Source organism: Glycomyces tenuis DSM 44171, assembly GCF_000427885.1.
GTDB lineage: Bacteria > Actinomycetota > Actinomycetes > Mycobacteriales > Micromonosporaceae > Glycomyces > Glycomyces tenuis.
In genome coordinates this window covers 120,365-139,449 of the sequence record NZ_ATYW01000010.1, presented here as the reverse complement: position 1 = coordinate 139,449, position 19,085 = coordinate 120,365, and the positions used below count along the sequence as shown (strand labels likewise).

The following is a 19,085-nucleotide window of genomic DNA, read 5'->3' as shown; positions in this document are numbered from 1 at the left end:
ACACCCAGCATCTCCAGCCACGCGAACAACCGGCGCATCACCGTTCCCGGATTCGACTGTCGGCGATCGTCATCGAAGCAATGAGGCTTGAAACCACGTGATCGACATGCAGGACCCGGTCTTCCTCGCCCACCGGGGCGGGAAACTGCGCACCACCGCCACCGTCCCACTGGACAGCCGCGAGGACCTGTCCATCGCCTACACGCCCGGCGTCGCCCGCGTCTGCGAGGCCATCGCCGACGACGCCGCGCTCGCCCGCGACTACACCTGGCGGTCCAACCTGGTCGCCGTCGTCACCGACGGCACCGCCGTGCTCGGCCTGGGCGACATCGGACCGGCGGCGTCCCTGCCGGTCATGGAGGGCAAGGCGGCCCTGTTCCGGCGGTTCGCCGACGTCGACGCCGTCCCGATCTGCCTCGACACCACCGACCCCGACGAGATCGTGGCGGCCGTGACCGCCATCGCCCCGTCCTTCGGCGGCATCAACCTCGAGGACATCGCCGCGCCGCGCTGCTTCGAGGTCGAATCGCGGCTCAAGGCCGCCCTCGACATCCCCGTCTTCCACGACGACCAGCACGGTACCGCCGTCGTCGTCCTCGCCGCGCTGCAAGGCGCCCTGCGGCTCCAGGGCCGGGAGCCGGGCGACGTCACCGTCGCCGTCGTCGGAGCGGGCGCCGCGGGCGTCGCCATCACCGAGATCCTCCGCTTCGCGGGCGTCGGCGACATCATCGTCTGCGACTCGACCGGGATCATCCACCCCGGCAGGGAACGGCTGAACCCGGTCAAGCAGGAGCTCGCCAAGACCACCAACCGCTTCGGCCGCACCGGCGGCGTCGCCGAGGCCCTGGACGGCGCCGACGTCCTCATCGGCGTCTCCGGCGGCCTCGTCCCCGAAGCGGCGCTCACCGGCATGGCCGACGACGCGATCGTGTTCGCCCTGGCCAATCCGAGGCCCGAAGTGGACCCGGCCGTCGCCGCGAAGCACGCCGCGATCGTCGCCACCGGCCGCAGCGACTACCCCAACCAGATCAACAACGTGCTGGCCTTCCCCGGGATCTTCCGCGGCGCCCTCGACGCCGGAGCGAAGGCCATCACCGAGGACATGAAACTCGCCGCCGCGCAGGCGATCGCCGACCGCGTCGGCGACGACCTGGCCGCCGACCGCATCGTGCCCTCGGCGCTCGACCCGCGCGTCGCCCCGGCCGTCGCAGCGGCGGTGAAGGCGGCGGCCTGAGACACGGAGGGATGGTCGGTGCCCGCCGATCCCGTGCCGTGATCCGCCTGGCGCACCCGCTCCTCCTCGACGCGGCGCCGCCCGAGCGTCTCGACCCGGTGACCGCCTCCGAACCGCTCTGCACGCTGTCCAGGCTCACCGATACCGCCTGAGCGTCTAGGGCCTGGCCGCGGCCATCCGCTCGGCCAGGCCCGCCATGGTCTCGCGGCCCTCGACCTGGGCGGCCCACTCCGGTGGGAGCGCGGCGCAGCCGTAGGCGGCGCCGAGCAGGTTCCCCAGGATCGCCCCGGTCGAGTCCGAGTCGCCGCCGTGGCTGACGGCCGCGACCAGCGCCCGGCGGACGTCGTCGGTGCCCAGCAGGCAGTACACGGCGATCGCGAGGGCCTCCTCGGCGATCCAGCCCTCGCCCAGCGGAGCGCACGAGTTCGGCCCGGGCGGGACGTTCCCGGCCAGCTCGAAGGCCCGCTGGAGGGCGTCGGCGGTCTCGGAGCGGTCCAGGCTCTGGCGCAGGTGCAGCATCGTGTGCGACACGGCCTTCTGGACGGTCTCGCCGTCGAGCAGGTGGGCCGTCATCATCGCGAACGCGCCCGCCGCCGCGCCCGCGGTGGGGTGGCCGTGGGTGAGCGCCGAGCATTGCCGCGCCAGCTCGTAGGCCGCGTCGGGGGAGGAGGCGAGGAGGCCGAACGGCGCCGAGCGCATGACCGTCCCGCAGCCCTTGGACTGCGGGTTGACGCCGGGCTCTGCGCCTTTCGCGAGCCCCGACAGGCACGCGTTGCCCGGCGCGCGTCGCATGTAGAGCCACGGCTCGGCGGCCAGGCCTCGGGACCCCATGGGCGGCATGGGCTTGGTCTGCGTGTCGTACCAGCGCAGATAGGCGCGGCGGACCGAGGCGAACTCCTCGCCCTCGACGGCCTCGAGGAGTCCTTCGGCGGTGAACAGCGTCATCTGGGTGTCGTCGGAGACGCGGCCGTAGCGCAGCTCGGTGACCCCCGAGGGGCCCCATTCGCGCTCGATCTGCGGCCAGGAGTCGAACTCGACCTGGTAGCCCAGCGCGTCGCCGATCGCGCCTCCGATGAGGCAGCCCAGGATCCGATCGTCGGGGGGAGGAGTCACTCTCGGATTGTATTCGGGACGTTCGGGCCAGAGGAATTCGGTGCCCCGCGGCCTTGACTGCGTGATCGATAACATTCACAATATATCGACATGCTTCAAACCAGAGGACGGGAGCACATGAAGCCTCTGAAACGACCCCGAACCATGGCCGCAGTGGCCGCGGCGGCAGCCGCGGGCATCGCGGTCACCTCTCTCACTGCGAGCCAGGCGTCCGCCGACGACCTCGATGCCGAGATCAAGGTCGATCTGGAGGACGCGACCGCGATCTCCGATCGCCTCTATGGCCTGTTCTATGAGGACATCAACCACGCCGCCGACGGCGGCCTGTACGCCGAGCTGGTCCAGAACCGCTCGTTCGAGTTCGCTCCGGCCGACAACGCCGCATACGACTCGCTGACAGCCTGGGCCGTGGACGGCGCTGCCAGTGTTAGCGATAACTCAAGTTTGCACGAGAACAACGTCCACTACCTCACCGCCGAGGCCGGCACGACGATCGTCAACGCCGGATACAACTCCGGGATGGCCTTCGAGGCCGGGAAGTCGTACGACTTCTCGGTGTGGGCCAGGACCGGCGGCGCCGAGCTGACCGTCCAGCTGCTCGACGCCGACGGCGCCGCGGTCAGCGATCCGGTCGCCATCACCGCCGGCGGCGGTGAGTGGACCCAGGTCGAGGCCGCCTTGACGGCGACCGACTCCACGATCGACGGACGGCTGGCGGTCGGCACCGACGCCGCGGCCGACCTCGACATGGTGTCGCTGTTCCCGCAGGACACCTGGAAGGGCCGCGAGAACGGCCTGCGTCCCGATCTGGCGCAGATGATCGCCGACCTCGATCCCTCGTTCCTTCGCTTCCCGGGCGGCTGCCTGGTCAATACCGGCTCGTTCGATCCGGACAGCCGTCAGCGCTTCTACAACTGGAAGGACACCGTCGGCCCGGTCGAGCAGCGCAAGACCAACTTCAACACCTGGGGCTACAACCAGTCCTACGGGCTGGGCTACTTCGAGTACTTCCAGTTCGCCGAGGACATCGGCGCCGAGCCGCTGCCGGTGGTGCAGGCCGGGGTGACCGGCTGCGGCTGGAACGAGGTCGCCACGCCCGAACAGCTCGACGCCCTGGTGCAGGACGCGCTGGATCTGATCGAGTTCGCCAACGGCGAGGTCGACACCGAGTGGGGCGCGGTGCGCGCCGAGATGGGCCACCCCGAGCCGTTCGGCCTGGAGTCCATCGGCATCGGCAACGAGGAGCCGAACTCCGACGGCTACGCCGCGCACTATCCGGAGTTCCACGCGGCGATCCGGGAGGCGTACCCGGACATCGAGATCATCGCCAACTCCGGTCCGGACGACCAGGGCCCGATCTTCGACCGGGGCTGGGAGCTCGCCCGCGAGTACGGCGCCGACCTGGTCGACGAGCACTACTACAACTCCCCGGAGTGGTTCTTCTCCAACAACGAACGCTACGACTCCTACGACCGGAACGGACCGCACGTGTTCCTCGGCGAGTACGCCTCGCAGGGCAACACGTGGTGGAACGCGCTGTCCGAGGCCTCCTACCTGACCGGCATCGAGCGCAACGGCGACGTGGTCGACATGGCCTCGTACGCGCCGCTGCTGTCCAACATCGACTATGTGGACTGGGCGCCCGACATGATCTGGTTCGACAACCACCAGGCCGTGGCCTCGACCAGCTACGAGGTGCAGAAGCTGTTCGGCACCAACGCCGGCGACGAGGTCTTCGCCTCCGAGCTGGAGGCCGATCCGCTCGAGCAGCCCGACATCGCCGGCGGCATCGGCCTGGCCACGTGGAACACCGCGGCGTCCTACGACGACGTGAAGGTCACCGCCGCCGACGGCGGATCTGTTTTGTTCGAGGACGACTTCTCCGCCGGAGCCGAGGCCTGGACGCCCTCGGGTCCCGGCGGCACGCCCACCGGCACATGGGAAGTGGTCGACGGGGCCTACCAGCAGAGCGCGATCGTCACCGACGCGCGCTCCGTCGCCGGCGAGGCCGACTGGTCGAACTACACCATGGAGGTCAAGGCCACCAAGACCGCCGGCGACGAGGGATTCCTGGTCATGTTCGGCGTCGAGGGCTCCGAGGACTACTACTGGTGGAACCTCGGCGGCTGGGGCAACACGACCTCGGCACTGGAGAAGGCCAGCGGCGGCGGCAAGTCCACACTGGTCAACCACGACACCGTGATCGAGACCGGCCGCACCTACGACCTCCGCCTGGAGGTCCGCGGGCGCACCATCACCGGTTTCGTCGACGGCGAGCAGGTGTTCAGCGTGGTGGACGAGCAGCGGATCGAGCCGCTGTACCAGGTCGTCACCCGCGACGAGGAGACCGGCGCGGTCACGCTCAAGGTCGTGAACGCCACCGGCGAGCCGGTGCGGACCGACGTCGAGCTCGAGGGGCAGAAGCTCCACAAGACCGGCGAGGTCACCACCCTCGCCTGCGATCCGGGCTGCGACAACATCCTCGGCGAGGAACCGGTCCTGTCCCCGGAGACCGAGCGGGTCAGGCACCTGGGCAACGACTTCACCTACGAGTTCGAGCCCTACTCGGTGACCTTCATCGAACTCAGACCCACCGGAAGGCATTGACCTGACTGAATGAACCCGGCTGGCGCCGGAGAGGGTCCGGGGAACGAACCCCGGACCCTCTTGCGCGGTTCATGCCTCGCTGCGTCAGCTCGCGCCGGCGCCCGAGCTCACGATGGATTTGACGTCTTCGGCGTCGTCGAGGTCGTAGCCGTAGGGCACGGGATCGACCGAGCCGGCGTTGTCGGGGGTGCCCGAGCCGACCAGGTGGTTGTCCCGGGAGACCCGAACGTCGGTCGAGGCGCGTTCCCCTGAGGCGGACGCTCCTATGCGGATGGTCCGTACCCGGCGTCATAAGGGAATGTGGACAGCGTTTGCAAGGCCTCGGGCGAGCGAAGCGGCCGGCTTCGGCCTCAGCGCTCGGCCGCCGCCTCGGTGTCGACCGGAACCGGGCTCGTCGGCGCCTCCGGGCCCGGGTCCACCACGATGCGCTGCGGTTCCCGGCTCTCGGCCGGGACTCGCCTGCGCAGCGCGAACACCACCGCGATCACGCTGATCCACAGGAGCGAGGCGCCCAGCATGTGCATGCCGACCAGCACCTCGGGCAGGTCCGTGTAGTACTGCACGTACCCGATCAGGCCCTGGAGCAGCTCCACGGCCACGAGCACATGGGCCGCCCGCCGCGCGGACTCGGAGGCCTTCACGGCATGCAGCGTGAAGACCAGCGCGACGCTGAGGCCGATCAGCAGCCATACCCCGTCGGCGTGCAGCTGGGACATGAGCTCGGGATCCAAGCCGTTGCGAGGCGTGTCCTCGTCGCCCGCGTGCGGGCCCGAGCCGGTCACGACCACACCGAGCAGGATCACCACCGCCGCGGCCGAGACCACCGCCCTGCCCAGGAGCGCCACGGCGTGCGGCACCAGCGGCCGTGCGGGCCCGTCCGGCTCGCCGGAGCGCAGATAGAGCGCCAAGGCGAGTACGAGAATCACCATCGAGACCACGAAGTGCAGCCCGACGATCCACGAGTTGAGGCCCGTCCAGACCGAGATCCCGCCGATCACCGCCTGCGAGACCGCGAGCAGCACGACCCAGAGGGCGAGCTTGACCAGGGACGTTCGCCGCGGGGCGCGTTTCCAGGCCGCGAGCAGCGCCGCGACGGCGAGGGCCACCACGATGCCGCCCAGGAGCCGGTTGCCGAACTCGATGGCGCCGTGAACGCCCATCTCCGGGGTCGCGACCAGCGACTGCTCGGTGCATTTCGGCCATTCGGCGCATCCGAGGCCCGATTCGGTCAGGCGTACCGCGCCGCCGGTCACGATGATGACCACGTTGGCGATCAGGCTCACCAGCGCCCACCGGCGCACCGCGCCCGGTTGGGCGAACCACCTCTGGAACAGGTTCACAGCGCCGAATGTAACCGGGCCGCCGAAGGCCGCCGCCGCCCCGGTGCCGAGATGTGGGCTGCGGCGGCCCCGCCGGCCGCGATGAGCCTGCGAGCCGCGCATCAGCCCGAGTGAGGTTAGGCAAACCTGCGTGCTCGGTCTCACGATCGGCGCTGTCGACATGCCGAAGCGAATTAAGTAACATTTTCCTTGTGGAAATGGTGACGAGGGTGGGCGGCAGCCACTCGACCGACGGGGAGACCCGCCGTCGAGTCTCCCGGCTGCTGCTCGAAGGCGGCCACGCCACGGCCGCCGAGCTCGCCCGCGCCCTCGGCATCACCGCCACCGCCATCCGCCGCCATCTCGACGCCATGGAGTCCGAGGGGCAGGTCGAGACGCGTGTCGTCAAGACCCCGCGGCGCGGCCGCCCGGCGAAGCAGTACCAGCTCACGTCGGCCGCCCGCGCGTCCTTCGGCCACACCTACGACGACCTCGCGATGGAGGCGCTCCGCTGGATCCGCCGAGTCGAAGGCGAGGACGCCGTCGGCGCCTTCGCCGCCGAGCAGGTCTCGCGTCTGGAGGCCCACTGCCGGGCCGCCCTCGACGCGGCCGACGCCGACGACCCGATGGCCAGGGCCCAGGCCCTGGCGGACGCCCTGTCGGGTGAGGGCTACGCCGCAACGGCGTCGGTCATCGCCTCCGGCGGGCAGCTGTGCCAGCATCATTGCCCGGTGGCGGGAGTGGCGGCCGAGTTTCCGCAGCTGTGCGAGGCGGAGACCCGCGTCATCAGCAAACTGCTGGGCGTCCACGTCCAGCGCCTGGCGACGATCGCCAACGGGGACGGCGTGTGCACCACCCACGTCCCCGGCCACAGGGGCGACCGCGAAGCGGCGACGACTCCGGACGGCGGGAGACGGAAGGGCCCGGTGCCCCTGCCCGCCCCGCGACGGACGAACGCGGACCGACCGAACTGAGCAACCGACAGGTCAAAGGTGAGACTTGAGATGACCGACACGCAGAAGACTCCGCAGCTGAGCCAGGAGGAGGCCCTCGCCTCACTGGAGCGGTACGAGTACGGCTGGGCCGACTCGGACCTCGCCGGCGCGAACGCGAGGCGCGGCCTGACCGAAGAGGTCGTCCGCGACATCTCCGCGCGCAAGAACGAGCCCGAGTGGATGCTGGAACGCCGCCTGAAGGGCCACAAGCTCTTCGGCCGCAAGCCCATGCCGAACTGGGGCGCGGACCTCTCGGGCATCGACTTCGACAACATCAAGTACTACGTCGAGGCCTCCGAGAAGCAGGCCGAGTCCTGGGAAGAGCTGCCCGAGGACATCAAGAAGACCTACGACAAGCTGGGCATCCCCGAGGCCGAGCGCCAGCAGCTGGTCTCCGGCGTCGCCGCCCAGTACGAGTCGACGGTGCTCTACCACTCCATCCGCGAGGACCTGGAGCAGCAGGGCGTCATCTTCATGGACACCGACACCGGCCTGCGGGAGCACCCCGAGCTGTTCGAGGAGTACTTCGGCACCGTCATCCCCACCGGCGACAACAAGTTCGCGGCCCTGAACACGGCCGTGTGGTCCGGCGGGTCCTTCATCTACGTGCCCAAGGGCGTCCACGTCGAGATCCCGCTCCAGGCCTACTTCCGGATCAACACCGAGAACATGGGCCAGTTCGAGCGCACGCTCATCATCGCCGACGAGGGCTCCTTCGTGCACTACATCGAGGGCTGCACCGCCCCGGTCTACTCCTCGGACTCGCTGCACTCGGCGGTCGTGGAGATCATCGTCAAGAAGGACGCCCGCGTCCGCTACACGACCATCCAGAACTGGTCGTCCAACGTCTACAACCTGGTCACCAAGCGCGCGATCGCCGAGCAGGGCGCCACCATGGAGTGGGTCGACGGCAACCTCGGCTCCAAGGTCACCATGAAGTACCCGGCCGTGGTCATGACCGGCGAGCACGCCAAGGGCGAGGTCCTGTCCGTGGCGATGGCCGGCGAGGGCCAGCACCAGGACACCGGCGCGAAGATGACCCACGCCGCGCCGCACACCTCCTCGACGATCGTCTCCAAGTCGATCTCCCGCGGCGGCGGGCGCACCTCCTACCGCGGCCTGGTCAAGGTCGACGAGGGCTCGCACCACGCCAAGTCCACGGTCAAGTGCGACGCGCTCCTGGTCGACACGATCTCCCGCTCCGACACCTACCCGTACGTCGACATCCGCGAGGACGACGTCGACATGGGCCACGAGGCCACGGTCTCGAAGATCGGCGAGGACCAGATGTTCTACCTCATGAGCCGCGGCCTGACCGAGGACGAGGCCGCCGCCATGATCGTGCGCGGCTTCATCGAGCCGATCGCCAAGGAGCTGCCGATGGAGTACGCCCTGGAGCTCAACCGACTGATCGAGCTGCAAATGGAAGGCGCGGTCGGTTAAGCGGCCCGTACGGACAAGGAACCAAGAGATCTGATGAGCATCGAAGTCGCATCGCGCCCGCACACCCACGGAGCGGGCGAGGCGCCGCCCAAGACGAAGTCGCAGCTGCTGCGCTCGTTCGATCCCGCCGACTTCCCGGCCCTGACGGGCCGTGAGGAGGACTGGCGGTTCACGCCGATCAAGCGCCTCGCCGGCCTCGACGACGCCGACACCGCCCGCGCGGCGGGGCCCGTCGAGTACACCGCGCGCGAGCTGCCCGCCGGCGTCGAAGTCGAGACGGTCGACAAGAGCGACCCGCGTCCGGGCTCGATCCTCAAGCCCTTCGACCGGCCCAGCGCCGTCGCCTGGGCGAAGAGCGGCAAGGCCCTGGTCGTCACCGTCGAAGCCGAGGCCGAGATCGCCGAGCCGCTCTGGATCGACGTGACCGGCGGCGGCCTCGACGGCGCCTCCTGGGCCCACACCTTCATCGAGATCGGCCACCACGCCGACGTCACCGTGATCCTGCGGCACACCGGCGCGGCGCGCCTGGGCGACAACATCGAGATCGCCGTCGGCGACGGCGCGCACCTGCGCATGGTCTCCGTCGCCGAATGGGACCGCGACTCGGTCCAGGTCGAGCACCAGAAGGCCCGCCTCGGCGCCGACGCGAAGCTCGACCACATCGCCGTCAGCCTCGGGGGCGACCTGGTCCGCCAGTTCCTGTCGGTCGACTACGCCGGGCGCGGCGGCTCCGTCGACGCCTACGGCCTGTACTTCGCCGACACCGGGCAGCACATCGAGCACCGCCAGCTGGTCGACCACTCGGTGCCCGACTGCCGCTCGAACGTCAACTACCGCGGCGCCCTCCAAGGCGAGACCGCCCACACCGTCTGGGTCGGCGACGTCCTCATCCAGGACGCGGCCACCGGCACCGACACCTACGAGATCAACCGGAACCTCGTGCTCTCCGACGGCGCCCGCGCCGACTCGGTGCCCAACCTCGAGATCGAGACCGGCGAGATCGTCGGCGCCGGCCACGCCTCGACCACCGGCCGCTTCGACGAGGAGCACCTGTTCTACCTCCAGTCGAGGGGCATCCCCGAGGACGAGGCCCGCCGCCTGGTCGTCAAGGGCTTCTTCAACGAGATCGTCCAGAAGATCCCGTCCGAGGAGCTGCGCGAGGAACTCAACGAGACCATCGTCGCCAGGTTGGACGCCGGTGAGGCGGTCGCCTCATGACCGACGCCGACTTCCTGCGCGTCTGCGCGCTCGACGAGCTGCCCGAGTCGGAGGCCGTCGCCGCCGACATCCACGGCACGTCGATCGTGCTCGTGCGCAAGGCCGAAGAGGTGTTCGCCCTCTACGACGAGTGCTCCCACGCCGCCGTGGCGCTCTCGGAGGGCGACGTCGAGGACTGCACACTGGAGTGCTGGCTGCACGGGTCGATGTTCGACCTGCGCACCGGCAAGCCGACCGGGCCGCCCGCCACCGCACCGGTGGCGAGCTACCCCGTCGAAGTCCGCGACGGCGACGTCTACCTCAGCCTGAAACCCAAGACCACCGAAGAAGCCTAAGAGGAAACCACTGATGAGCAAGCTCGAGATCCACGACCTGCAAGTCTCGGTCAACACCGACGAAGGCGCCAAGCCGATCCTGCACGGCGTCGACCTCACCATCGACTCCGGCGAGACCCACGCCATCATGGGCCCCAACGGCTCGGGCAAGTCCACGCTCGCCTACTCGCTGGCCGGGCACCCGAAGTACGAGGTCACCGGCGGCACCGCCCTGCTCGACGGCGAGAACGTCCTGGAGATGAGCGTCGACGAGCGCGCCCGCGCCGGCCTGTTCCTGGCCATGCAGTACCCGGTCGAGGTGCCCGGCGTGAGCGTCTCGAACTTCCTGCGCACCGCCAAGACCGCCATCGACGGCGAGGCCCCGAAGCTCCGCACCTGGATGAAGGACCTCAAGGGCGCCATGAGCGGGCTGAAGATGGACGAGGCGTTCATCAACCGCAACGTCAACGAGGGCTTCTCCGGCGGCGAGAAGAAGCGCCACGAGATCGTCCAGATGGAGCTGCTCAAGCCCAAGATGGCGATCCTCGACGAGACCGACTCCGGGCTCGACGTCGACGCCCTGCGCGTCGTCTCCGAGGGCATCAACCACGCCAAGGAGACCACCGACTGCGGCGTCCTGCTCATCACGCACTACACCCGCATCCTGCGGTACGTGAAGCCCGACTTCGTCCACGTCTTCGTCGACGGCCGGATCGCCGAGGAGGGCGGCCCCGAACTCGCCGACAAGCTCGAGGCCGAGGGCTACGAGTCCTACGTCGGCGCGAAGGCCGCCTAGAGCCCAGGAAGAAGGAGCCCAGTGGAGGCTGCAAGCAAGCTCGACGTCGAGTCGATCCGAGCCGACTTCCCGATCCTGCAGCGCAAGATCGGGGACAAACCGCTCGCCTACCTCGACTCGGCGGCCACGTCGCAGAAGCCCGTCCAGGTGACCGACGCGATGCGGCGGTTCACCGACCACTCGAACGCGAACATCTCACGTTCGGTCCACACCCTCGCCTCCGAGGCCACCGAAGCCTACGAGGGCGCGCGGGCCAAGGTCGCGAACTTCATCGGCGCGATCAGCCACGACGAGGTGGTCTTCACCAAGAACTCCACCGAGTCGATCAACCTGGTCGCCTACGCCTTCCAGAACGCCAGCGTCCAGAACGGCACTGTCGAGCGCGGCGCCGACCCGCGCTTCCGGCTGGGGCCGGGCGACGAGGTCGTGGTGACCGAGATGGAGCACCACGCCAACCTCGTGCCCTGGCAGCAGCTGTGCCTGCGCACCGGCGCCACGCTCCGCTGGATCGGCATCACCGACACCGGCCGGCTCGACCTCGCCCACCTCGACGAGGTCGTCAACGAGCGCACCAAGGTCGTCTCCTTCGTCCACGTCGCGAACCTGCTGGGCACGGTGAACCCGACCTCGCAGATCGTCGCCCGCGCCAAGGAGGTCGGCGCCCTGGTCGGGCTCGACTCCTCGCAGGCCGTGCCGCACATCCCGGTCGACGTGACCGAGCTGGGCGTCGACTTCATCGTCTTCACCGGCCACAAGATGCTCGGCCCCACCGGCATCGGCGTCCTGTGGGCGAAGGCCGAACTGCTCGACGCCATGCCGCCGTTCCTGACCGGCGGCTCGATGATCGAGACCGTCACCATGGAGCGCACCACCTTCGCGAAGGCACCGGCGAAGTTCGAGGCCGGCACGCCGCCGGTCGCCGAGGCCGTGGGCCTCGCCGCCGCCGTCGACTACCTCTCCTCGCTCGGCATGGACAACGTCCGCGCCCACGAGAAGGAACTCGCCGCCTACATGCTCGAGCGGCTGGAGACCGTCGACGGGCTGACCGTGATCGGCCCGCGCGTCCCCATCGGCCGCGCCTCGACGGTCTCGTTCGAGCTCGACGGCGTCCACCCGCACGACGTCGGGCAGGTCCTCGACTCCGAGGGCATCGCCGTCCGCGTCGGCCACCACTGCGCCAAACCGACCTGCGTCCGCTTCGGCGTCACCGCCACCACCCGCGCCTCGGCGTACGTCTACACGACGACCGAGGAAATAGACCGCCTGGTGTCGGCGTTGGAGCAGGTACGAAAGGTGTTCGCCTGATGGATCTCGACGAGCTGTACCAGGAAGTCATCCTCGACCACTACAAGCGGCCCCGCGGCGTGGGCCTGCGCGAGCCCTACGAGGGCGAGTCGCACCAGGTCAACCCGACCTGCGGCGACGAGATCACCCTGCGTGTCCACGTCGAGGGCGACACCGTCGCCGACGTCTCCTACGAGAACGCGGGCTGCTCGATCTCCAAGGCCTCCGCGTCGGTCCTGTACGAGCTGGTCAAGGGCGCCTCGGTCGAGGACGCGCTCAAGCGCCTCGGCGAGTTCACCGAGCTGATGAACTCCAAGGGCCGAGAGGAGGGCGACGAGGAGACCCTCGAGGACGCCGTCGCGTTCTCCGGGGTCTCGAAGTACCCCATGCGCGTCAAGTGCGCGCTGCTGGGCTGGATGGCGTTCAAGGACGCGCTGGTCCGGGCTGAAGCCGCCATACCGACCTCCGGAGGGGGAAGCGAGCAATGACCGAGGCAACGAAGGCCAAAGAGGAGGACATCCTCGAGGCGATGAAGGACGTCGTCGACCCCGAGCTCGGCATCAACGTCGTCGACCTGGGCCTGATCTACGGCGTCCACGTGGACGAGGAGAACGTCGCCACGCTCGACATGACGCTCACCTCGGCGGCCTGCCCGCTCACCGACGTCATCGAGGACCAGTCCCGCTCGGCGCTCACCGGCGGGGCCGAGGGCGGCCTGGTCTCGGACATCCGCATCAACTGGGTGTGGATCCCGCCGTGGGGCCCGGACAAGATCACCGACGAGGGCCGCGACCAGCTGCGCGCGCTCGGCTTCAACGTCTGACGGCGGTCCGATGACCAAGGTCCGCCCCGCGCCGGGCGGCGGCAGACTCGTCGAGGTCGAACCCGAGCGCCTTCCCCGGTGGGTCGAGCGCTTCGCCGAACGCAACGGCGGCATCGCCGCCCACCGCGCCGACGGCGAGGCCTGGACGATCGAATCGAACGACGGAGCCGAGGCGAGCGTCCGCTGGGCGCTCGCCTCCGGCATACCCCCCGAGTGGCTCCTCGACGACGATCCGGTCAAGGCCGCCGAACGCCTGCGCGACCGCGCCCTCGAACCGCGCCGCCTCGGCGTCCTGCTGGCGCGCAAGGGCGCCTACTCGGTCGGCGTCGTCGCGGGCGGCCGCATCGAGTCCTCCAAGACCGACACCGCCTACGTCCAGGGCAAGACGAAGGCCGGAGGCCAGTCCCAGCAGCGCTTCGCGCGCCGCCGCGAAGGCCAGGCGAAGGCGGCGGGCAAACGGGCCGCCGAAGCGGCGGCGGCGGTGCTCGCGAACGCCGACCTCGACGCCCTGGTCACCGGGGGAGTGGTGGACGCGATCCTCGACGACCCGCGACTGCGGCACCTCACGCCGTCCGTCCATTTCGGTGACATCGCCGAGCCGAAGCAGGCCCTCCTGCAGGCGACGGCCCACCGGGCGATCGGCTTCACCGTCCACATCCCCGACTGACGGGGGCGGATTCGGGGCGGGACCGGGGCCGTTAAACTGCTAGGAACCCTCCAGTTCAGCGCCGCCCCAGTGCCGTCTCCAGTGCCGACCGCAAGGATGCCGAGTGTCCGAGACCGTCATCGCGAACCGCTACCGACTCGACAGCCTCATCGCGACCGGCGCAATGGGCGCCGTGTGGCGGGCCCACGACACCCGCCTCGACCGCCCGGTGGCCGTCAAACTCCTCAAGAACTCCGTGTTCGAGGACGGCGCACGCGCGCGGGCGCGGTTCGAGCGCGAGGCCAGGGCCGCCGCGAAGCTGAAGGGCCCCGGCATCGTCGCCGTCCACGACCACGGCGAGGACACCGTCGGGGACGACAGCGTGGCCTACCTCGTCATGGAGCTCGTCGAGGGCGAATCGCTGTCGGCGGTCCTGGACCGCGAAGGAAGCCTGTCCGCCGGACGGACGCTCGACCTCGTCGCGGCGGTGGCCGCCGCGCTCGACGTCGCCCACCGGCAGGGCATCGTCCACCGCGACATCAAACCCGCGAACATCCTCATCGACGGGGACGGCGCCGTCAAACTCGTCGACTTCGGCGTCGCCCAGATCAGCGGCGCCACCGCGCTGACCTCCACCGGCGTCTCCCTCGGCACCCTCACCTACGCCGCACCCGAGCAGCTCGGCCCCGGCGAGGTCACCGCCGCCACCGACGTCTACGCGCTGGGAGCGGTCGCCTACGAGTGCCTCACCGGGCGCCCGCCCTTCGACGCCGCCGACCCGAAGACCGTCGTCGCCGGGCACCTGAGCACCGAGCCGCCCCCGATCGACGGCGTTCCCGAGGAGACCGCCGCCGTGATCCTCAAGGCCCTCGCCAAGGAGCCCGCCGACCGCTGGGCCTCCGCCACGGCGTTCGCCGAGGCGTGCCGGACGGCGCCCAGCGACCGGGAGACCGCTCCGCTCCCTCCGAAGCAGACGGTGCCGCCGTTCAGGCCGCCGAACCAGGACCTGATCGCCACCGCCGAGCAGCCGCCGCCCGAGCGCCCGCAGCGCCTGTGGGCGTGGAGGATCGCGTTCGCCGCCGCCACGGCGGCCGTGGTCGTGCTGCTGATGACGACCCTGGTCTGGGCGCCCTGGGACCGCGGTGACGACACCGACGGCGCCGGGTCCGAGACGACCGCCGACGCGGCCGAGGGGGCCACGGCGAGCGAACCGGAGGAGGACACGGCCTCGCCGACCGAATCCCCGAGCCCCGAGGACGCGGCGACCACCGAGGCGAGCGGCGGCACCGGCCAGGACACCGGCGGCCAGGACGGCGGCGGCGAGGACACCGGAGGCCAGGACGGCGGTGGTGGCGACAGCGGTGATGACGGCGACGCCGGGCAGCCCACCGAGGAGGACGAGCCCCAGTCCACGGTCCCCGACGTCGTCGGCCAGTCCTCAGGCGACGCCCGCTCCGAACTCGCGGCCGCCGGCTACGACGACCTCGACTACTGGATGCCCAACCCGTACTTCTACTCGCCGTTCCCCGAGCAGTGCGAGGTCGTGTCCCAGAACCCGGCGGCCGGAACGGCGGCAGACACGAGCGAGACGATATCGCTGGAGGTCTTCGACCCGGGGGGCGAAGGCTGCCCGTGAGCGGTCACGGCGAGGTCTCGCACTTGATCTCGGCGGCCCGCGCGTCGGGGTCCTCGCGGGCCTCCGCGGGCGCCGCCCCGCGCAGCTCCAGGTCCGGCAGGAACAGCGTCATGACGATCGAGACGGCGGCGATGGAGGCGGCCACCGTGAACACCAGGTCCAGGCCGTCGGTGAAGGCGAGCTGCACGACCTCCTTGATCGGCTCGGGCAGGCCCTGCACCACCGTCGGCGACTCCATCACGGACGACAGATCGGACTCGCCGAGACGCTGCGCCTGCTCCGGATCCAGCTGGGCGACCGCACCCGGCAGGTTCGCCTCCAACTCCTCGCCGAGCCGGTGGTTCATGACCGCCCCGAGCAGCGCGGTGCCGATGGCCCCGCCGAGCGACCGGGAGAAGTTGTTGGTCGAGGTCCCCGCGCCCAGGTCCTCGACCGAGACGATGTTCTGCATGGCGAGCACCAGCGGCTGCATGAACATGCCCATGCCCGCGCCGAGGACGAGCATGTAGACCGCGCTCAGCCACAGCGGCGTGTCCAGGTGCAGCTGCGTGAACATGACCAGCCCGGCCGTGGTGACGACGGACCCGGCCACCAGGAACCACTTGTAGCGCCCGAGCTTCGAGATGATGAACCCCGACGACACCGACGTCAGCAGCATCCCGCCCATCATCGGCAGCATGAGCAGCCCGGAGTTCGTCGGCGTGTAGCCGCGCACCATCTGGAAGAACAGCGGGATGTAGACGATTCCGGAGAACATCGCGACACCGAAGACGAGCGCGATCGCCGCGGCGAGGCTGAACGTGCCGTGGCGGAACATCCGCAGCGGCAGGATCGGCTCCTCGGCGCGGGTCTCCACGTACAGGAACACGGCCGCCAGGGTCGCCGCGGCGGTGAACAGGCCGATGATCACGCCCGAGGTCCACGGGTACGTCTGCCCGCCCCACGTGGTCGCCAGCAGCAGGCAGACCACCGCCGGGACGAGGCAGGCCGCGCCGAGGTAGTCGATCCTGTGGCTGCGGGTCGGAATCCGGTGGCGGCGCAGCACCAGGTCGACCGCGATGAGCGCGGCCAGACCGGTCGGGAGGTTGATGTAGAAGATCCAGCGCCAGTCCACCTCGGCGAGCCACCCGCCGAGCACCGGCCCGGCCACCGACGAGATCGCGAACACCCCGCCGAACAGGCCCTGGTACTTCCCCCGCTCCCGGGGCGGCAGCACGTCGGAGACGATGGTGAACGCCAGCGTCATCAGCCCGCCCGCGCCCAGGCCCTGGAGACCGCGGAAGAGGACCAGCTGGAGCATGTTCTGCGCCAGGCCGGCCAGCGCCGAGGCCAGCAGGAACACCGTGATCGCGAGCAGGATGATCGGCCGCCTGCCGTACAGGTCGCTCATCTTGCCGTACAGCGGGGTCGAGGCGGTGGTGGCGATGAGGTAGGCGGTGACGACCCACGTGTAGTCGCTCATGCCCTCCAGATCGCCCACGATCGTGGGCAGGGCCGTGCCCACGATGGTCTGGTCCAGCGAGGCCAGCAGCATCGTGAGCATGAGCGCGCCGAAGAGCGTGAACAGCTCCCGGCGGCTCAGCGCCTCCCCGGCCCGGTCCGTGTCACCGCCCATAGACGCGAGCGTATGACCCGTCCCGCACCCGAGGTGCCGAAACGGCTATTCGGACCGCTTGTCGACCGTCCACGCCCCGGCCGGGACGATGACGTGGCCGACCTGCGCCTCGGCCTCGGTGTGGTTGACGATGAAGCGCCACGGGCCGCGGTCGACGACGTCGACGCCGGGCAGCCCGGGCCCGTTCAGTTCGAGCGCCTCGAACAGGCGGTCCCAGGCCTCGTCGACGAGCTTGCACGAGACGTACCAGGCCTCGCCCTCCCCGAAGGGGTTGACGGTGACGGCCGGCTGGTTCTCGATGACCTCGCCGGTGGCGTACTGGGTGACGCACTGGGCGCCGCGCAGCTCGACCAGTTCGCAGAAGCGCTCGGCGGCGCCGAAGTTCCACAGCGCCCGCGTCTCGCCGGCCGGCTGGGGGAGGTGCTCCAGGACGCGGATGCCGAACAGGTCGGTGAGCCCGCCGAGGAAGCCCCCGAGCCAGATCTGGCAGTGCTCGTCGACCGCGCCGGTGAGGTAGGAGGCGACCAGGCGCCCGCCGCCGGCGGTGAACCAGCGGAGGTTCTCGGCGGCGGCCCCGCTGAGCACGTAGGTGGAGGGGGCGATCACGGTGCTGTACTTGCCGAGCTCGCCCTCGGGGGCGACGAAGTCGACGGTCACGCCGCGGTCGCGCAGCACCCGGTGGATCTGGGCGACGTTCTCGAAGTAGTCGATGCGGGCCGGCAGCGAGGCGTGGCCGCCCGTGGCCCACCAGGACTCCGGGCTCCACAGGATCGCCACGTCGGTCTCGACGGGCGCCTCCGCGGTCTCGGCGAGGCCCGGGAGCGCGTTGCCGAGCTCGACGACCTCGCGGAACATGCGGGTGTCCTTGCCGGCGTGGGGGACCAGCGCCGAATGCCACTGCTCGGCGCCGCCGCGCCCGCTTCGCCACTGGAAGAACATGGCGCCCTTGGAGCCGCGGCTGATGTGGATCATCGAGTGGCGGGCCATGCGGCCCGGGCCCTTGGCGATCGAGCCGTCGGGGCTGTGGACGCTGGCCGCGGCCTGCTCCATGAGCAGCCACGGCTCGCCTCCCGCCCAGGAGCGGGACAGGTCGGCGTGGAGGGCGCTCTGCCGCTCGGCGGTCTCGTCCGCGTCGCCGGGATAGGAGTCGAAGGCGACGAGGTCGACCTCCTTCGACCATGCCCACTGGTCGACCGGGACCCACTGGCCGAAGACGTAGTTCGTGGTGACGGGGACCTCCGGGTTCGCCTCGTGCAGGAGGTCGCGCTGCGCACGGAAGTGCTCGAGCAGGGCGTCGGAGGTGAAGCGCTTGAAGTCGAGTTCGTGGGCGGGGTTGGTGAGGTACTGGGTGGCGCGCGGAGCGAGGATCTGCTCCCACTCGGAGTACGCCTGGGACCAGAACGAGCCCCACCACGCCGCGTTGAGGGCCTCCAGCGTCCCGTACTTGTGCCGGAGCCAGTCGCGGAAGGCCTGCTCGGCGTGCGCCGAGTGGCTGGTGGAGCCGTACTCGTTGTGCACGTGCCACATCGCCAGGGCCGGGTGATCGGCGTAGCGCTCGGCGAGCTTCTTGGCGATCCTGAGGCTCGCCTCCCGGTAGGCGGGGGCGTGGACGTCGTAGGTGTCGCGCGAGCCGTGGACCTGGAGCGTCCCGTCGGGGCGCATGTTCAGCGCGTCGGGGTGCGCGAGGGTGAACCACGGCGGCGGGGACGCGGTCGGGGTGGCGAGGGCGACGCCGACGCCGCCCTCGTGGAGCTTGTCGAGGACGCGGTCGAGCCAGCCGAAGTCGTACTCGCCCTCCTTCGGCTCGAGCCTGGACCACGAGAAGATGCCGACGCTGACGAGGTTGACCCCCGCTTCGCGCATGAGCGCCACGTCGTCGTCCCACACCTCCTCGGGCCACTGCTCGGGGTTGTAGTCGCCGCCGTAGCAGAGTCCGTCGACGCCTTTGGGCCAGTGCATGAGGGTGTCCTCTCGACAAGCGGGGTGTGAGTTAGTTGTCTGACAAAACTAACTCGCTTCAGGGGACTCGGCCAACCGGTTCC

General features: G+C 70.1%; 16 protein-coding genes. 12 read left to right on the top strand and 4 right to left on the bottom strand.

Annotated features, from left to right (window positions below; translation table 11 throughout):
- The first annotated feature begins 100 nt into the window (after window positions 1-100).
- Entirely contained in the window at window positions 101-1,234 is a 1,134-nt protein-coding gene (locus tag YWW_RS0113555) for a malic enzyme-like NAD(P)-binding protein (RefSeq protein WP_026930549.1), read from the top strand.
- A 156-nt stretch (window positions 1,235-1,390) separates the two neighbouring features.
- On the opposite strand, the gene YWW_RS30250 is transcribed toward YWW_RS0113555, so the two are convergent.
- On the bottom strand, window positions 1,391-2,347 hold the full coding sequence (locus tag YWW_RS30250; protein WP_035698689.1) for an ADP-ribosylglycohydrolase family protein: 957 nt from the start codon (window positions 2,345-2,347) through the stop codon (window positions 1,391-1,393).
- Between the two features lie 144 nt (window positions 2,348-2,491).
- On the opposite strand from YWW_RS30250, the gene YWW_RS0113540 reads away from it, so the two are divergent.
- Window positions 2,492-4,954 carry an alpha-L-arabinofuranosidase C-terminal domain-containing protein gene (locus YWW_RS0113540; protein ID WP_026930548.1) on the top strand — a complete coding sequence of 821 codons (2,463 nt, stop codon included), beginning with the start codon at window positions 2,492-2,494 and terminating at the stop codon, window positions 4,952-4,954.
- A 350-nt stretch (window positions 4,955-5,304) separates the two neighbouring features.
- Here the strand turns inward: YWW_RS0113540 and YWW_RS30245 are convergent, their stop codons facing one another.
- Window positions 5,305-6,294, bottom strand: coding sequence for a COX15/CtaA family protein (locus YWW_RS30245; RefSeq protein WP_081883497.1), 990 nt, complete (start codon window positions 6,292-6,294; stop codon window positions 5,305-5,307).
- A 197-nt stretch (window positions 6,295-6,491) separates the two neighbouring features.
- On the opposite strand from YWW_RS30245, the gene YWW_RS30240 reads away from it, so the two are divergent.
- The 10 genes from YWW_RS30240 (at window position 6,492) to YWW_RS30235 (ending at window position 15,428) form a co-directional block, all read left to right on the top strand.
- Window positions 6,492-7,247 carry a helix-turn-helix transcriptional regulator gene (locus YWW_RS30240; protein WP_081687435.1) on the top strand — a complete coding sequence of 252 codons (756 nt, stop codon included), beginning with the start codon at window positions 6,492-6,494 and terminating at the stop codon, window positions 7,245-7,247.
- Between the two features lie 30 nt (window positions 7,248-7,277).
- Window positions 7,278-8,711, top strand: a complete 1,434-nt coding sequence (gene sufB / locus YWW_RS0113525; protein ID WP_026930547.1) for a Fe-S cluster assembly protein SufB — start codon at window positions 7,278-7,280, stop codon at window positions 8,709-8,711.
- A gap of 33 nt (window positions 8,712-8,744) precedes the next feature.
- Window positions 8,745-9,929: a Fe-S cluster assembly protein SufD gene (gene sufD, locus YWW_RS0113520; RefSeq protein WP_026930546.1), complete on the top strand. Its 1,185-nt coding sequence runs from the start codon at window positions 8,745-8,747 to the stop codon at window positions 9,927-9,929.
- Complete coding sequence (locus tag YWW_RS0113515) at window positions 9,926-10,264, top strand: non-heme iron oxygenase ferredoxin subunit (RefSeq protein ID WP_026930545.1); 339 nt, start codon at window positions 9,926-9,928, stop codon at window positions 10,262-10,264. Before sufD ends, YWW_RS0113515 begins: the two co-directional genes overlap by 4 nt.
- A 13-nt stretch (window positions 10,265-10,277) precedes the next feature.
- On the top strand, window positions 10,278-11,039 hold the full coding sequence (gene sufC / locus YWW_RS0113510; protein WP_026930544.1) for a Fe-S cluster assembly ATPase SufC: 762 nt from the start codon (window positions 10,278-10,280) through the stop codon (window positions 11,037-11,039).
- A gap of 21 nt (window positions 11,040-11,060) precedes the next feature.
- Entirely contained in the window at window positions 11,061-12,344 is a 1,284-nt protein-coding gene (locus YWW_RS0113505; protein WP_026930543.1) for a cysteine desulfurase, read from the top strand.
- Window positions 12,344-12,811, top strand: a complete 468-nt coding sequence (sufU, locus tag YWW_RS0113500) for a Fe-S cluster assembly sulfur transfer protein SufU (RefSeq protein WP_026930542.1) — start codon at window positions 12,344-12,346, stop codon at window positions 12,809-12,811. The genes YWW_RS0113505 and sufU overlap by 1 nt, the downstream gene beginning before the upstream one ends.
- A complete protein-coding gene (locus tag YWW_RS0113495; RefSeq protein WP_026930541.1) occupies window positions 12,808-13,146 on the top strand; it encodes a metal-sulfur cluster assembly factor in 339 nt (112 codons plus the stop codon). Before sufU ends, YWW_RS0113495 begins: the two co-directional genes overlap by 4 nt.
- Window positions 13,147-13,156: 10 nt before the next feature.
- Window positions 13,157-13,813: an acVLRF1 family peptidyl-tRNA hydrolase gene (locus tag YWW_RS0113490; protein WP_026930540.1), complete on the top strand. Its 657-nt coding sequence runs from the start codon at window positions 13,157-13,159 to the stop codon at window positions 13,811-13,813.
- Window positions 13,814-13,916: 103 nt separating this feature from the next.
- On the top strand, window positions 13,917-15,428 hold the full coding sequence (locus YWW_RS30235) for a serine/threonine-protein kinase (RefSeq protein ID WP_051325765.1): 1,512 nt from the start codon (window positions 13,917-13,919) through the stop codon (window positions 15,426-15,428).
- Between the two features lie 4 nt (window positions 15,429-15,432).
- Here the strand turns inward: YWW_RS30235 and YWW_RS30230 are convergent, their stop codons facing one another.
- Both YWW_RS30230 and YWW_RS30225 read right to left on the bottom strand, forming a co-directional pair.
- Window positions 15,433-17,043, bottom strand: coding sequence for an MDR family MFS transporter (locus YWW_RS30230; protein WP_035698691.1), 1,611 nt, complete (start codon window positions 17,041-17,043; stop codon window positions 15,433-15,435).
- A 45-nt stretch (window positions 17,044-17,088) separates the two neighbouring features.
- Window positions 17,089-19,002 carry a beta-galactosidase gene (locus YWW_RS30225; protein ID WP_051325764.1) on the bottom strand — a complete coding sequence of 638 codons (1,914 nt, stop codon included), beginning with the start codon at window positions 19,000-19,002 and terminating at the stop codon, window positions 17,089-17,091.
- Window positions 19,003-19,085: the final 83 nt, after the last annotated feature.

What these genes read in the sequence shown, in the direction of transcription:
- YWW_RS30230 (WP_035698691.1), bottom strand. Translation starts at nt 17,043, where the DNA reads ATGGGCGGTGACACGGACCGGGCCGGGGAGGCGCTGAGCCGCCGGGAG.
- YWW_RS0113515 (WP_026930545.1), top strand. Translation starts at nt 9,926, where the DNA reads ATGACCGACGCCGACTTCCTGCGCGTCTGCGCGCTCGACGAGCTGCCC.
- sufD (WP_026930546.1), top strand. Translation starts at nt 8,745, where the DNA reads ATGAGCATCGAAGTCGCATCGCGCCCGCACACCCACGGAGCGGGCGAG.
- sufC (WP_026930544.1), top strand. Translation starts at nt 10,278, where the DNA reads ATGAGCAAGCTCGAGATCCACGACCTGCAAGTCTCGGTCAACACCGAC.
- YWW_RS0113490 (WP_026930540.1), top strand. Translation starts at nt 13,157, where the DNA reads ATGACCAAGGTCCGCCCCGCGCCGGGCGGCGGCAGACTCGTCGAGGTC.
- sufB (WP_026930547.1), top strand. Translation starts at nt 7,278, where the DNA reads ATGACCGACACGCAGAAGACTCCGCAGCTGAGCCAGGAGGAGGCCCTC.
- YWW_RS30225 (WP_051325764.1), bottom strand. Translation starts at nt 19,002, where the DNA reads ATGCACTGGCCCAAAGGCGTCGACGGACTCTGCTACGGCGGCGACTAC.
- YWW_RS0113540 (WP_026930548.1), top strand. Translation starts at nt 2,492, where the DNA reads ATGGCCGCAGTGGCCGCGGCGGCAGCCGCGGGCATCGCGGTCACCTCT.
- YWW_RS30240 (WP_081687435.1), top strand. Translation starts at nt 6,492, where the DNA reads ATGGTGACGAGGGTGGGCGGCAGCCACTCGACCGACGGGGAGACCCGC.
- YWW_RS0113495 (WP_026930541.1), top strand. Translation starts at nt 12,808, where the DNA reads ATGACCGAGGCAACGAAGGCCAAAGAGGAGGACATCCTCGAGGCGATG.
- sufU (WP_026930542.1), top strand. Translation starts at nt 12,344, where the DNA reads ATGGATCTCGACGAGCTGTACCAGGAAGTCATCCTCGACCACTACAAG.